Raw genomic sequence first — 14,390 nt, forward strand, 5'->3', positions numbered from 1 at the left:
TGTACCGAGACACGATGTTTCATCACACGCGACCTTCCTCATCCCGGAATTGGGACACAGCCTCACCGTCGGTTGTACCGCAGTCAGCGGCGATAACTGGGGAGGACACGCGAGGGATAGATACAGCAAAAAGACCGGCCCACCCTGGGGGTGAGCCGGTCTTCAGGATGTTGCTGGGCGGAAACTGCTAGGCGCCCAGTGCATTCAGGATGTGCGGACGGGCCTTCCACAGCTCGTCTTCCCAGTACTTCCACGAGTGGGTACCGGAGGCACCGACGTCGTAGACGGCGTTGATGCCGAGGGTGTTGAGGCGACGCTGGAACGCCAGGGTGCTCACGAACGAGATAGCCTCGATGCCCATCGCGTTGGCGGTGTTGTAGGCACCGCCGAGACCGGCGGGCTTGTCGTGCTGGGCGGGCAGGCCGTTGGCCGAGGAGATGAACATCGGCAGGCCGCGCAGCTCGGGCGCGAACACCATCGGGTCCATCCGCAGCCACGCCGAGCTCCACGGAGCGGCCATGGCGTCGACGTTGAAACGGCCCGCGTCGAGCATCATCACGCGGATGGCCTCACGCATGCCGGGGGCACTCCAGTTCAGCGGGCCCGAGAGCGAGGACGCGTGCTTGAACTGATCGCGGTTCAGCGCGGCCAGGCGCAGCGCGGCCGGACCCGACATCGACAGGCCGAGCACCGCGTTGTTCTTGCGGGACACGCCGTAACCCTCGAGGAAGGTGGGGAGCTCTTCGGTCAGGAAGGTCTCCCACTTGTAGGTGGTCTTCTGGCCGTTGGTGTTGCTGGCGGCGGTCCAGTCGGCGTACCAGCTGGACTGGCCACCGACCGGCATCACCAGGGTGACGTTGTCGTTGCTGAACTGCTGCATCGCGTTGGTCTCGAACGACCAGGCGTTGCGGTCGTCACGGGCGCGAAGGCCGTCGAGCAGGTAGAGCGCGGCGTTGCCGCCGTTGCGCGCCCACTGCACCTGGACCTTCACGGGGCCCATCTTCGAGGGCACCATCAGTTCTTCGTAGCCACCGGCCGGTGCGCGCAGCGCGGGTGCCGACACCGGTGCGGCGAGCGCGGTCGGGGCCGCTCCCGCGGCGATCGGCAGCACAAGGGCTGCAGCGCCGACAGCTAGAATTCGATTACGCCAACTACGAGATGCCGGCGCGACGGCCTTGCCGAAACGCATGTGAATTCCGCTCTCTTTCTGCTGTTATGGCATGCCAGACACGCTGGCCGCCGCCGACACGGCCCCGACAGCCCGGTCGATCAGACGGATGAAACAACGATCTGGTCACACTTACGCTCGCTGGAGGATATTCCACGCGCGAATTAACTGCAAGGGCAGGGATATTGGCGGCTGGCGCCGCGGGGTTTTCGGCCCTGATGGCCTCGAATCCGAAGGGCGATACTGCGCCTTCGGCGTTCCGTCTCGCCCTTCGGATCCGAGGCGGCCGAAAACCCGTGGTTGTCGAGTTATTTGCGTGGCGTGGTGGTCATATGAACGTATTGTTCAGTCGCTGTAGTGGTCCGGACAGACAGAACCGGCACCGCCGATGTCGCGGTGCCGGTTCCGTGATGTTCACCCGATGTTGGCGGACAAATCCGGGATCATCCGCAGAGCTTCGTCATTCCAGTTGTTCCAGGCGTGGATGCCGAAGGCCGGGAAAGAGTAGGTGACGTTACGGGCGCCGAGCGTCGCCATCCTGACTTCGAAAGCCCGAGTGTTGGCCAGCGCCAAGGCTTCCAGCGCCATCCCGTTGACGGTGCCCATGCTCGGGCCGTCGGTACTGGTCGGCAAGCCTGAGCCCGCCGCTATCCACAGCCGGGTGTTGTTGCCCACCAGGTTGGGGGCGAACACGAACGGATCCATCCGCAGCCACTGTGGACCCCACGGCGGTGCCATGGCATCCACGTTGTAACCGCCCGCGTCGAGCATCGCGATGCGAATCGCCTCGCGCATGCCGGGGGCCGAGATGTTCAGGTAACCGGAATACGCACCGGCGAAGGAGAATTGGTCCGGGTGGTAGGCGGCCAACGTCAGCGCGGCCGAGCCACCCATCGACAGACCGAACACACCGTTGCGGTACCGGTTGAAGCCGAGGCGGTCGGCGAGGGCGTTGCGCAGGTCGCCGGTGAGGAACGATTCCCACTGGTAGCGGTAGCTCTTGCCGGGTCCGCCGGCCAGCGCGTTGCCCGCGCCCGAACCCGAGGCAGGCGCGCCGTTGGCGGGAATGCCGAAGAAATCACTCGGCGCGTTCCAGTCGGCGTAGAAGCTGGACATACCGCCGACGGGCATCACGACATTGATATTCGCCGCGGCCAGCGCATTCGGGATATCGGTTTCGATCTCCCAGCCGTTGAGATTCTCCGGTGCGCGCATGCCGTCGAGGACGTAGACGACGCGGTTGGTGTTGCCGTCGGCCGCGCGCAGCACGCGCGATTTGATCGGACCCATTCCGGAATCGACCCAGAAATCGAAGGCATTGCCGTTGAATCCGGCCGAGGCGGGGGCGATTCCCCCGGTAACGGCCGTCGCGATCGGAACGAGCAGAGCCATGGATACGCCCGCGGCCCAGCGCCGAGCCCACGAACCAGGGGCTGCGGCCTTCACGGGCCCACGCTTGCGGCGCAGTGTTCGCATTCGACTAGACCTTTCTCGCAGACCGAACGCGCAAATCCCGAGCTACGCAGTCGGATCCCTCATCGGACGTCGATGGGAATCGATCCAGGGCAAAACGGACGATTCGACCTCGACGCATGCTCTCTGTGTATTAATCGGTGACGAATGGTCTACATGTTGCTGGAAAGTGACCCGGAGCACAACTCCCGGTGATCTGTCGAACATGATTCGTCACCGCGTGTCGCTCGGATCGTGACGAAAACGAGGAAACCGCCCGGTGCGACGAGGCACCGGGCGGCTTCGGGTCTTGCGGGTTCGACTAGCCGATGTTCGCGGAAAGGTCCGGGATCATGCGGTTGACTTCGGTCTCCCAGTTGCGCCAGTTGTGCACGCCGGTGATCGGGAAGTCGAAGTGGGCGTTGCCGCCGCCGAGGGTGGCCATGCGGACCTGGAACGCGCGGCTGTTCACCATCGCGAGCAGCTCGAGCGGAACGCCCTGGACGATCTCCATCGGGTTGGACACATCGCCCGCGCCGGGGATACCGCTGGCCGCGGAGACCCAGATGCGGGTGCCGTTGCCGACCAGGCGCGGGGCGAAGACGAACGGGTCCATGTGGAACCACTGCTGGCCCCACGGCGGCGCCATCGCGTCGATGTTGAAGGCACCGGCCGAGATCATCGCGACACGCATGGCTTCACGCATACCGGGCGCCGAGATGTTCAGGTACCCGGAGAACGAGCCCGCGAAGCTGAACTGGTCGGGGTGGTAGGCGGCCAGCGTCAGGGCGGCGGAGCCACCCATCGACAGACCGAACACGCCGTTGTTGTTGGGATTGAAGCCCAGTCGCGCCGACAGCGCGTTGCGCAGGTGGCTCGTGAGGAAGGTTTCCCACTTGTAGGTGTTCTTCTTGCCTGCCACCTGGGTGGGCGCTACCGATGAACCGGTCATCGACGATCCGGTCGCGGCCGAACCGGTGGAGCTACCACCCGAACCGGCATCGAGACCGAAGTAGCTGCTCGGTGCGTTCCAGTCGGCATAGAAGCTGGACTGGCCACCGACCGGCATCACGACGTTGATGTTGGCGTTCATCAGGGCGCGGGCGACATTGGTGTCTTTCTCCCAGCCGCTGAGGTCGTCGCCCGCACGCATACCGTCGAGCGCGTACACGACCCGATTGGTGTTGCCATCGGCCGCGCGGAAGATCCGCGACTTGATCGGGCCCATCTCCGAGTCGACCCAGAAGTCGAAACCTGTGGGATCGAAGGCCGCCGTCGCGGTGCCGGCGGGACCGGCCACCGCCGCACCGATCGGCAGCACTACAGCCAGGGAGAGAAGCACCGATCGTTTGAGCCAGCCGGCTCCCCGGGCTCTGAGACGTCCGCCACGCATTCTGTTATGGGCCTTTCCTCATGCGGTTCGCGCGGAACCGCGGTTGCAATGACCGCCGACTGATTACCGGCACACCAGTGCGCCGACGGGCCGTTCCTCCAGTGACCATATCGCTACATCGATAGCTTGGCGTTACCGAAAAGTGATTTAGCGGCGAACGCCACTAAATAAGCGCTGGCCAGCCGGTGTAAGTCATAGGTCTAGGGGTACTTATACCGACCGACCGGGCCGATTCAGCGCGGGGGTTCGGGGAACGGGTCGATGAGACCACAACGCTGGATCTCGTACTTGGGGATCCGATCGATTCGGTACTTCGAGAACGCCAGGGCGTTGCGGAAGTTGTGCTTGAACCGGGCGAAGGTCAGCGGGTCGCGGACGGAGACCATCAGCGCCTGGGTCTGCGGGCACGACATCGCCGTGCGCGCCTGGGTGACCCATTGTTCATCCATGTACCAAGGCATCCACGGGTGGATGTCGACCATTCCCGAGTCGGCCACCACCCAGTCGGGCAGCAGGCTCTTGTCGTGGCCGATGCGGCCGTCCGCCAGCCGGTCCGAGTGTGCGGCAAGCGGGTAGGCCAGGCCCATCGGGTCGATCACGCGCACGTCGAGCGGCACGTTCATGCTCGTCATGCCCAGGTTCAGGAAGTAGACCGTGTGCCCGGAGCCCCCATCGGGGATCGGCTCCGGCGGCGGGTCGAGGTACCAGAACGTGAACGCGGGCGAGTTCAGCAGCAGGCCGCCCTTGGGGTTGGCGGCGATGTCGTTGACCATGGCCCGCATCCGCGGATAGTCGAGATAGTCCTCGGCCCGGATCGGGTGGTCTTTGCCGGTGTTGAGCACGTAGTAGATGCGCTCGTCGACGATGCCCGACGAGCGGATCTTGGTGCCGGTCGTGATCGCGGTCGTGTTCGACGCGTACAGCGACCAGCCCGCGGTGCCGAGCAGTGCGATCAGCAGCGCCACGACCGACCAATCGGCCTTCCCGAGGCGCGTCGGAATCGGCAGCACTGCCACCGGCAACAGCAGCAGGAACAGTTGGGTGAGCAGCATTCGCCCATGCATGAAGTCGCCGCCGACGCGCACCGCGTACACGGTGAGCAGCAGACCGCTGCCCAGCACCATCACGACCACCGCACTCGGCGAACGCAGCCACGCCCGCACACCCGCCACCGACAACCTCGGCAGCGCGAAGCCACGCGCGATCCCCGCGACCACGCCGGCGATCAGCAGCACGAGCAGCGGAATCCACAGGTAGTACGGACCGACCAGGTCCCACAGGTAGGTGGCCCCCTGGCCCCACTTGGCTCCGCCCGCGTCCTTGGCGACCGCGGTGTTCGGATAGGGCAGGCCGTAGTAGCCCATTCGCCAGATCTGGTAGCCCACCGGCACGATCCCGGCGACGAGCACGATCAGCGCGCGCAGCACGACCGGCCCGAACCGGAACTGCGGCATCGGCGTCAGGAAGATCATGCCGAGCGCGAGCACGCCGATCAGCGTGGCCTCGGGGCGAACCAGCGGCGCAAGCCCGGCCAGGAAGACCAGGCCCAACAGGCTGGGCACGCGAACGACAGCGGCCTGGCTCCAGCGGATCATCAGCCACCACAGCAGCCCGACCCAGCAGATCACCAGACCGCTCTCCAGCCCGGAGGTGGCGTAATCACGCGCGGGCGGCAGTGCGATGTAGACCAGCACACCGGCCGGAATCAGCAGCTGACCACTGGTTCCACCCCACAGCCGTGCGGTGCCGAGCATCGCGAACACCACCGCGAGCACCGAGACCCCCAGCGCCACCCCGAGCACCACGTACTCGAGACGGGCTTGGGTGAGCCAGGAGAAGAACCAGATCAGGTAGGTCCACGCGGTACTGGTATTGGCCTCGACCCGCTCGTCGACATTGAAGACCGGGCCGTTGCCCGCGAGCAGGTTGCGAACCGTGCGCAGCACGATCAGGCCGTCATCGGCGATCCAGCGCCGCTGCCACGCACCGACCGTGAACAGCACGGCGGTAATGACCACCCCACCGACGAAGATGGCGCGGGACAGCACCGAGGAACGCGCGTCGGTACGCGGCGACTCGTCGTCGCGTAGCTGCTCGTCTTCGGTTGAATCCTGCTCCGCTACCAACATCTCGTCAGGTGAGATAGACAGCGACACCTACCGCTCCGATCCAGGCAATAGCGAGGAACTGCAGGATGCGGTCCCCCAACGCGATCTCTTCGGGTTCACCGGCCTCGCCACCATCGACGTCGACCGCGTAACGCAGGATTGCGATGGTAAACGGGATCATCGAGATCGAGTACCACTGGGTGTCTCGAGCCGAGTCCTGCTGGAATGCCCAGAGGCCGTAGAAGACCACGACGGCGGTGGCCGCGAGCGTCCAGATGAAGCGCAGGTAGGTCGGGGTGTAGTACTCCAGCGACTTGCGGATCTTGGCGCCGGTGTCCAGCGCGATCTGCAGTTCGGCGTAGCGCTTGCCCGCGGCCATGAACAGCGATCCGAACGCCATGATCAGCAGGAACCACTGCGACAGGGCGATGCCCGCCGCCGCGCCACCGGCGACAGCGCGCAGGAGGAAGCCAGAGGACACGATGCAGATATCGAGCACGGCCTGGTGCTTGAGCCCGAGGCAGTACGCCAGCTGGATGCCGATGTAGATCGCCATCACCACGGCCAGATGCCACGAGGCCAGGAACGAACCGGCGATCGAGCCGATCAGCAGTACGGCCGAGAGAGCGTAAGCCAGGTTGACAGGAACGACGCCCGCGGCGATCGGCCGGAACCGCTTGGTCGGGTGGGCCCGGTCGGCGTCGACATCGAGCGAGTCGTTGACCAGGTAGATGCCGGAGGCCGCCATGCAGAACACGACGAAGGCGATCGCGACATGCACGAGCACGCTCGCGTCGCCGACCGCTTCCGGTCCGACGGCGAGCGGTGCGGCGAGCACCAGGACGTTCTTCACCCACTGACGTGGGCGCATGGCCTTGATGACACCACCGAGCAGCGTCTTCGGCGGGCCCTTCACAGCACCCTCGTCAAGGACGGCAGCGGACGGTTCTTCGCTCATCTCAGCCAAGGTTCTTTCAGTTGCGGTCACTGTCGGAGTCTCTTTTCGGCGGCTAGCACGGCAGCAGCCGACGCGGCCCCCAAAGCGGAACCGGCGATCACGTCGGAAGGGTAATGCACCCCGAGCACAACTCGGGACAGCAGCATCGGTGGGACGATCACCGCAGGCAAGGGTAGCCCGGTCAGGCGACCGAGCAACACCGCCGCCGCGGTGGTGGACGTGGCGTGCGAGGACGGGAAGCTCAACTTGCTCGGCGTCGACACGTTGACCTGCACCGACGGATCATTGGGGCGCGGACGCCGCACGATCCGCTTGATCACGATGGACGCGGCGTGCGCGCCCACAGCGCCGACAGCGACACCGGCCCACTGCCGACGACGCGGCTTGTCGACCAGCCAGCCCGCGGCGGCGATGCCGACCCAGCCCAGCGCGTGCTCGCCGAAATGCGACATGCCGCGCGCGGCGGAGACGACGGCCGGGTTGTTGCCGATGGTGCCCTGGACGGCATTGAGGATCGCGACCTCGACCGGGACCTCGACGTAGTCGCCGCTGCAGTCGCAGCCGCCGCAGCAACCTTCGTCGGCCAGTTCGAGCTCGGGCAGTTCGGTGTCGGTCACTTCTCGGTTCCGTTCAGGCCGAAGGTCTTCTCCCACGCCGCCGTGCTGGTGAGCTCGGCGTGCGCGGCCCGGTAACGCTGCTGCATCTCCGGGAAGCGGGCGGTGAGTTCCTTGCGCAGGCGCATCGCTTCCTTGAGCAGGTCGCGGGCCTGGCGCGGGTCACGCTTGCGGTAGACGACGCCGCGACCGTCGGCAGTGGTCACGGTGACACCGTCGACCTGCGAGAGCAGGTACCAGCGCGCGTCCAGCGTCGGCACGTTGAGCTGGGGCGTCTCGTAGGCGGCCGGATCGGCCTTGCGGAAGTTGTGCACCACGCCCTTGGCCAGGCGCGCGACCTTGGCGAGCGGGTTGCCCGGTTCGCCGACCGCGCCGACACCGTGGCGGTTGGCCAGCGGCAGTTCGGTGGACGAGGGCACCACGACCGCGTCCGGGAACTCCTTGCGCATGCCGTGGATCTTGCCCAGCGCGGTGGGGAGCAGGTCGAACAGACCCTCCGGGCCTGCCAGGAAGTCGCGGATCGCCTCGTTCTGGATGGCGACCGTGGAGTATTCCAGGCACAGCAGGTGCTTGAGGGTGGCCTTGATCGTGTTCACGATCATCGGCTTGCCGTCACCGGGCAGGTGCAGGGAGGCGACCACGAGGCGGTTGCGCAGGTGGAAGTACGCCTGCCAGTCGATGGCGTCGTCCTTGTCGGACCAGGCCATGTGCCAGACGGCCGCACCGGGAAGGGTGATGGTCGGGTAGCCGGCGTCGCGCGCGCGCAGGCCGTACTCGACGTCGTCCCACTTGAGGAACAGCGGCAGCGGCTGACCGATCTGCTCGGCGACCTGACGCGGGATCACGCAGGTCCACCAGCCGTTGAAGTCGACGTCGATGCGCCGGTGCAGCAGCTTGGAGTTGTCGCGGTCCTTGAGCGGGTACTTCGAGAAGTCGTGGTCGTATTCGACATTCGGCGCCGAGGACCACATGAAGATCGAGCGATCGACGACCTCGCCCATGCTGTGCAGGTGCGAACGCTCCTGCAGGTTCAGCATCTGCCCGCCGACCAGCAGCGGCGACTTCGCGAACCGGGAGAACGCGAGGGCGCGCAGGATGGAGTCGGGCTCGATCTCGATGTCGTCGTCCATGTAGACGATGAACTCGGCGTCGGTCTTGAGCGCCTCGTACATGACCCGGCTGTATCCGCCGGAGCCGCCGAGGTTGGGCTGGTCGCGGATGGCGAGCCGGTCGCCGAGGGTCGCGGCGGCTTCGGTGAAACCGGGCTCGTCGACGACCTTGCGGTTGCCCTGGTCCGCGACGATCACCGCGGCGATGTTGTTGAGCACCAACGGATCCGAGCCGAGCGCGGCGAGCGTCTTGACCAGGTCGGTGGGGCGGTTGAACGTGGGCATGCCGACCGCGATGGAACCCGTGCCCGGCGCTTGCTGGGGTGCGTACCAACCGCCGGACAGCAGCGTGACGGCCGTGTCGGTGGTGATGTCGAACCAGATCCAGCCGCCGTCCTCGAACGGGCCGAGATCGGTTTCGAACTCCACGTCCACCGAGTCCGCGCCTTGCACGACGGCGAACTCCTTGCCCTGCACGTGAATTCGCGAGCCGTCGGCCTTGGAACGGTAGACGTCCACCCGGCCGTGCCCGGCCAGTTCCAGGCGAAGGACCACCGACTTCAGCACACTCCAGCGACGCCAGTAGCTGGCGGGCAGCGCGTTGAAGTAGGTGCAGAACGACACCTCCGACTCCGCGCCGATCGAGAGCGCGGTGCGGCTGGTGGCGTGCGCGCGACGGGCGTTGGTGGTGGATTCCTCCAGGTAGAGGGTCCGCACGTCGAGGGGCTCACCCGGTCGCGGCAGGATCACCCGCTGCAGCAGCGAGATGGCGCGAGTTTCGGTGGTCACGTCTTCGAGCATCGCTGTGGTCATGCCTCGTCCACCAGCGCCGCGCCCGATTCCAGGTGCGGACGGAGCACGTTCTCGAACATGCTCAGCGCCGAACCGATCGCCATGTGCATGTCGAGGTACTGGTAGGTGCCGAGACGGCCGCCGAACAGCACCTTCTTCTCGGCGGTCTCCTGCTTGGCCCGCTCGCGGTAGGCGAGGAGCTTGGCGCGGTCCTCCGGGGTGTTGATCGGGTAGTACGGCTCGTCGCCGGTCTGCGCGAAGCGGGAGAACTCGCGCATGATGACCGTCTTGTCGGTCGGGTAGTCGCGCTCGGGGTGGAAGTGGCGCGGCTCGATGATGCGAGTGAAGGGGACATCGGCGTCGTTGTAGTTCATCACCGAGGTGCCCTGGTAGTCGCCGGTCTCGAGGACTTCGGTCTCGAAGTCGATGGTGCGCCAGCCCAATTCGCCCTCGGCATAGTCGAAGTAGTGGTCGAGGGGGCCGGTGTAGACGATGGGGGCGTCCGGGTTGGCCGCGACGATCTCGTCACGCACGTCGAACCAGTCGGTGTTCACCCTGACCTCGATGAGGTCGGAGGCGGCCATGTTCTCCAGCCACTTGGTGTAGCCGTTCTTGGGCAGGCCCTCATAGGTGTCGTTGAAGTAGCGGTTGTCGAAGGTGTAGCGCACGGGCAGGCGCGTGATGTTGCCCGCGGGCAGTTCCTTCGGGTCGGTCTGCCACTGCTTGGCGGTGTAGTCGCGGATGAACGCCTCGTAGAGCGGGCGCCCGATCAGCGAGATCGCCTTCTCCTCGAGGTTCTGCGCGTCGGCGGACTCGACCTCGGCGGCCTGCTCGGCGATGAGCTTGCGGGCCTCTTCCGGGGTGAAGTAGCGGCCGAAGAACTGCGAGATCATGCCGAGACCCATCGGCAGCGGGTACGCCTGGCCCTTGTGCAGCCCGAACACCCGGTGCTGGTATCCGGTGAACTCGGTGAACTGGGTGACGTAGTCCCAGACCTTCTTGTTCGACGTGTGGAACAGGTGCGCGCCGTACTTGTGGATCTCGATACCGGTTTCCGGTTCGGGTTCCGAGTAGGCGTTGCCACCCAGGTGGTAGCGGCGGTCGATCACCAACACCCGCTTGCCCAGCACGTTCGCTGCACGCTCGGCGACGGTCAGCCCGAAGAAACCGGAGCCGACCACGATCAGGTCGTACTGGTTTGCCGGGGCGTTGGAATCTGCGTTGACGGAGTTACCCGAGGACGATGCGGCGGTCACGGGTGCCCAGCGTATCGGAAGACCACCGTTTGTCCCGGCGGAGTCTCCGACCACGCCTTGACCAGGGCCGATTCATCCCAGATGAAAGTGCCCTGCCCCGAGTCCACCGTCAGTACCCCTGATGCGGGTATCCGCCGGGCCGCCCGGCGCGAATCCCGCCGACTCCGGGTCGAGGGTGCCCGGCGTACGGGTCGCAGCCGTGCGTCGCTACTACGAGCCGAAAGTGGGGCTGACCGTCAGTACTGCGGGTATTGCTGATAACCGCCCGAGCGCCCGGCGCGAATCCAGCGGCCCGTGGACGGTGCGACGGCGAGCAGGAGGATCAGCAGCGGCGCCGCGGCACTCACGGCACCGCCGATCAGCACGTACGTCGCCTCTTCTCCCGCTACGCCGTTGCCGCTGATCAGGGGGAGAACGGTCGAGAGCACGCTGAACACCAGGGCGAGCCCGGACAAGAGGAGGAGAATCACCCGACCCGCGGTCTTGCGCCGGAACAGCAGAATCGAGCCGAGCAGCAACAACAGGCACGGCACGACCCCGATCAACATGCCGACCGTCAATGCTCCGCGGAATTCGTTCTCGGACGTGGTGGCGGCATCGCTGCCGAAGATGACGGCCGTGGCGATCCCCATGACGAGCAGCCCGAGAATCGACAGCAGCAGCGCGATCACCGCGGCGGTGATCGCCGTACCGCCGCCCGCTCGCGGCTCGCCGTAACCCGGCGCGTACGGATAGGGTGCGCCGTAAGCCGGTGCGCCATAACCATTTTGGACGGGTGCGCCATAGGGCTGCGGGTAACCCGGCTGACCCCCGTACGGGTCGGGCCCGTAGCCGGGTTGCGCGTACCCCTGTCCCGCATATGGGTCGTGGCCCTGCTGTGGACCGTACGGATACCCCATGGTGTCCCCCTCCTGACAAGCTGTACCTGTAGCCGCTATCTCGCCTCGCAGCACCCGCCGCGACGATGCTGACCTGCTGAAACTATACGTTCGGTCCGACAACACTTTCCGGGCGAGCGAGGGTGTGCGCCGCGGTCTGCGGCAACGCCGCGGCCGACAGCACGAGCCCACCGAACACCGCACTCGAAAGTGCCGCCGCCCAACTGTGATTCACGATCGCCGTTACGGCACCGGGTACCCCACCGAGGCCGATCAGAAGCGAACGAACGACGGATTCGTCGGCGAACCAGTGGATCCCGTACCCGGAGTCGTAGTTCACGAGCGTGGCGAGCAGGCCGAGGACACCGAGGGCGAGTTGCGTGCCCGCGGCGACCATGATCACCCATCGCCCGGCCTCGTCCCGGCGCGCCACAAGCACGCCACCGTAGACGAACGCGAACACCGACACCAGAGCGCCGAGCGTGGCGAACAGCGTCAGCGAGTCGTCGAGCTCGCCCGGATCGCTCAGGAACGACCGCACGAGAACCACGGCCCCCACCAGATTCGCCACCGCGGCGCACCCCGCGAGGCACACGGCCACGATCGCCGCCGCCTCACCGCTCTTCGACTTCGTCTCCAGCACGACCATCCCCCGACCGTATCCCGTACCGCCCTAGTAAGCGCGGCCGCGCAGCGTTCCTCAGCTGCGCATGGCCGGAGCGCAGGCGCAGGTACGCCTTAACGCGTAGTGGTCCAACGCCGCGTCGGCTCGCTCAGACTGAGCGCGAGGATCACCACATTGACGATCAACCAGAAATCCAGCGGCCCGACCCCCCATCCATGGCTGGCCCCGTTGAGGACGATGACCAGCAAGGTCGCCCCCGCCATCACCGCCGCCATGCTGAGCAGTAACCGCCTGCCGACCATCCGTCGCCGCAACAGCAGCATCGCCCCGACCAGATAGACCACCCCGAGCCCACCCACGATCCCCGCGCCCACGTAATCGAGGTCGATCTCGCGCCCTGTCGCCCGCAGTACGGCGGTCGCCGTGCCGACGAAGATTCCCGCCGCGCCGACCAGCACCCCGAGCCAGCCCGCGATCAGCGCGGTCACCGCGCGCGAAGGCCGCTCCGGCCGCACATGTTCCACCACTGCCCCCGCAAATCTGTCGATGTCGCCGTCAGTTATACGGCGGAACCGGCGAGTGCGGGGTGTTCGACTGTGCGAGCTGGGCGTTCGGCCCGGAATCAATCCATCGCTGACTCGATGGGAGCAGCGCGGCGAGCAGAGTCCCGCACGGGAGCAGCGAGTACAAGACGAAGAACACCAGCTCGTCGGACCTGGCAGACATCGACGCTGCGCCCCAGAGCGCGAATATCGCGAGCCCGCTACCGATGATCACCATGTTCAGTCCGCGCGCACGCCGACCGAGCACCAGGACTCCGCCCAACCCGAGCAACACCGCGAGCACCGCGCCGACCGCGAGGTCGATTTGATGCTCGAGCATCTGGAGATTCCAATCGACGGGCAGTTGCGACTGTTTCCATCGGGTGGAAGTAGCGTGCAGAGCCGAGAGGGCCGCCGCAGCTCGGCTCAGCCCGAACAGCCCGACCACGACGGACCCGATGCCGCCGAGCAAGACAGCGACGGGCGGACTCGACAACGATCCGCTCTTCTGCGGCACATGACCCTGCGGTCTTTGCTGGTCATCCATCGCTCCCCCTCGCGACCTCGTGCAGCACATCATTCGGTCTTCGGCAGCCTAGTGTCCTCGACGACAACCGCACCCGGACACCGACTGCCCGGGTGCGGATGCCCGCTCGGCGTACGACCGCCCGCCCCCAGCTCGTCAGGCGGGATGCGCTGCGACGTAAGCCCGGAAGGCTTCCAGGATGTACTCGGCAGCGCCTTCGCCGTGCACGTCGTAGTTGCCTCGAAAGCGCGGGTCGGCGACGTACATTTCGCCGAGTCCGAGCAGGTATTCGTTCGACACCGGCTTGCCCTGCGTGCCGTCACCGAGCCAGGCACGATGCCGGGTGACGATCGCCTGGACGACGTCGCCTTCCACGGGAAGCCCTGCGGTGAAGGCCTTTCCGAAGTCGGCGGCGATGTCGAGCTGGGTCTGCTGGAAACGCTTTTTCTCGGCATCGGTCAGCGAGCGCCACCAGCGATCACCGCTCTCGTAGGCCTCCTTGCCCCAGCGCTCGGTGACCTCGTCCTTGTACTGCGTGTGGTCGAAACCGTCGAAAACCTCTGCGGCCATGAGCGGTTCACCTCTTTCCGTCTTGTGCAAAGTGGTCGACACCGACTCGATCTGCCGCGCCACCCGATCCTGCTGCTGCCGAAGCAGTTCCAGGTGGGTCCGCAGCGCACCGGCGGTGTCCTGTTCTCCGGCGAGGACTTCGGCGATCACGGGAAGGCCGAGGCCGAGTTCGCGCAGCAGCAGAATTCGCTGCAGCCGAACGAGAGAGGTCTGGTCGTAATAGCGATAGCCGTTGGCCCCGATCCGGCTCGGCTCCAACAGCCCGAGCTGCCCGTAGTGGCGCAACGTACGACTGGTGGTTCCCGCGGCCTTCGCGAGGTCCTGAATGGACCATTCACCCACCATGACCTGCTCCCTTTCTCGTCGGTTCCTCCACTCTGCAAGTTGACGCTACGTCAA

At 66.1% G+C, this 14,390-nt stretch carries 13 protein-coding genes; all 13 read right to left on the minus strand.

Features of this window, described 5'->3' with window-relative positions; genetic code table 11:
* Positions 1 to 187 precede the first annotated feature (187 nt).
* The gene (locus ASD42_RS28610; RefSeq protein WP_056822309.1) at positions 188 to 1,189 is read right to left on the minus strand and encodes an alpha/beta hydrolase; all 1,002 of its coding nucleotides are present in this window, start codon (positions 1,187 to 1,189) and stop codon (positions 188 to 190) included.
* Between the two features lie 393 nt (positions 1,190 to 1,582).
* Positions 1,583 to 2,644 (minus strand): alpha/beta hydrolase, encoded by a 1,062-nt coding sequence (locus ASD42_RS28615; protein WP_245661574.1) that lies wholly within the window; start codon positions 2,642 to 2,644, stop codon positions 1,583 to 1,585.
* Positions 2,645 to 2,942: 298 nt separating this feature from the next.
* Positions 2,943 to 4,013 carry an alpha/beta hydrolase gene (locus tag ASD42_RS28620; RefSeq protein ID WP_056822313.1) on the minus strand — a complete coding sequence of 357 codons (1,071 nt, stop codon included), beginning with the start codon at positions 4,011 to 4,013 and terminating at the stop codon, positions 2,943 to 2,945.
* 233 nt (positions 4,014 to 4,246) lie between these two features.
* Positions 4,247 to 6,142 (minus strand): flagellar motor control protein ZomB, encoded by a 1,896-nt coding sequence (gene zomB / locus ASD42_RS28625; RefSeq protein ID WP_056822316.1) that lies wholly within the window; start codon positions 6,140 to 6,142, stop codon positions 4,247 to 4,249.
* A 4-nt stretch (positions 6,143 to 6,146) separates the two neighbouring features.
* Entirely contained in the window at positions 6,147 to 7,079 is a 933-nt protein-coding gene (locus ASD42_RS28630; RefSeq protein ID WP_056822319.1) for a decaprenyl-phosphate phosphoribosyltransferase, read from the minus strand.
* 26 nt (positions 7,080 to 7,105) lie between these two features.
* A complete protein-coding gene (locus ASD42_RS28635) occupies positions 7,106 to 7,594 on the minus strand; it encodes a phosphatase PAP2 family protein (protein WP_056822783.1) in 489 nt (162 codons plus the stop codon).
* 98 nt (positions 7,595 to 7,692) lie between these two features.
* Positions 7,693 to 9,615: a glycosyltransferase gene (locus ASD42_RS28640; RefSeq protein WP_056822323.1), complete on the minus strand. Its 1,923-nt coding sequence runs from the start codon at positions 9,613 to 9,615 to the stop codon at positions 7,693 to 7,695.
* Positions 9,612 to 10,850: a UDP-galactopyranose mutase gene (glf, locus tag ASD42_RS28645; protein WP_056822328.1), complete on the minus strand. Its 1,239-nt coding sequence runs from the start codon at positions 10,848 to 10,850 to the stop codon at positions 9,612 to 9,614. The genes ASD42_RS28640 and glf overlap by 4 nt, the downstream gene beginning before the upstream one ends.
* 236 nt (positions 10,851 to 11,086) lie before the next feature.
* Complete coding sequence (locus tag ASD42_RS28650; protein ID WP_156677621.1) at positions 11,087 to 11,749, minus strand: hypothetical protein; 663 nt, start codon at positions 11,747 to 11,749, stop codon at positions 11,087 to 11,089.
* 82 nt (positions 11,750 to 11,831) lie between these two features.
* Positions 11,832 to 12,377 carry a hypothetical protein gene (locus ASD42_RS28655; RefSeq protein WP_056822334.1) on the minus strand — a complete coding sequence of 182 codons (546 nt, stop codon included), beginning with the start codon at positions 12,375 to 12,377 and terminating at the stop codon, positions 11,832 to 11,834.
* Between the two features lie 89 nt (positions 12,378 to 12,466).
* Positions 12,467 to 12,877 carry a hypothetical protein gene (locus ASD42_RS28660; protein WP_131817084.1) on the minus strand — a complete coding sequence of 137 codons (411 nt, stop codon included), beginning with the start codon at positions 12,875 to 12,877 and terminating at the stop codon, positions 12,467 to 12,469.
* A gap of 31 nt (positions 12,878 to 12,908) precedes the next feature.
* A complete protein-coding gene (locus ASD42_RS28665; RefSeq protein WP_056822341.1) occupies positions 12,909 to 13,442 on the minus strand; it encodes a hypothetical protein in 534 nt (177 codons plus the stop codon).
* A 135-nt stretch (positions 13,443 to 13,577) separates the two neighbouring features.
* Positions 13,578 to 14,336 carry a MerR family transcriptional regulator gene (locus ASD42_RS28670; RefSeq protein WP_056822343.1) on the minus strand — a complete coding sequence of 253 codons (759 nt, stop codon included), beginning with the start codon at positions 14,334 to 14,336 and terminating at the stop codon, positions 13,578 to 13,580.
* Positions 14,337 to 14,390: the final 54 nt, after the last annotated feature.

The organism is Nocardia sp. Root136, assembly GCF_001427185.1.
In the GTDB taxonomy this organism is placed as follows: domain Bacteria; phylum Actinomycetota; class Actinomycetes; order Mycobacteriales; family Mycobacteriaceae; genus Nocardia; species Nocardia salmonicida.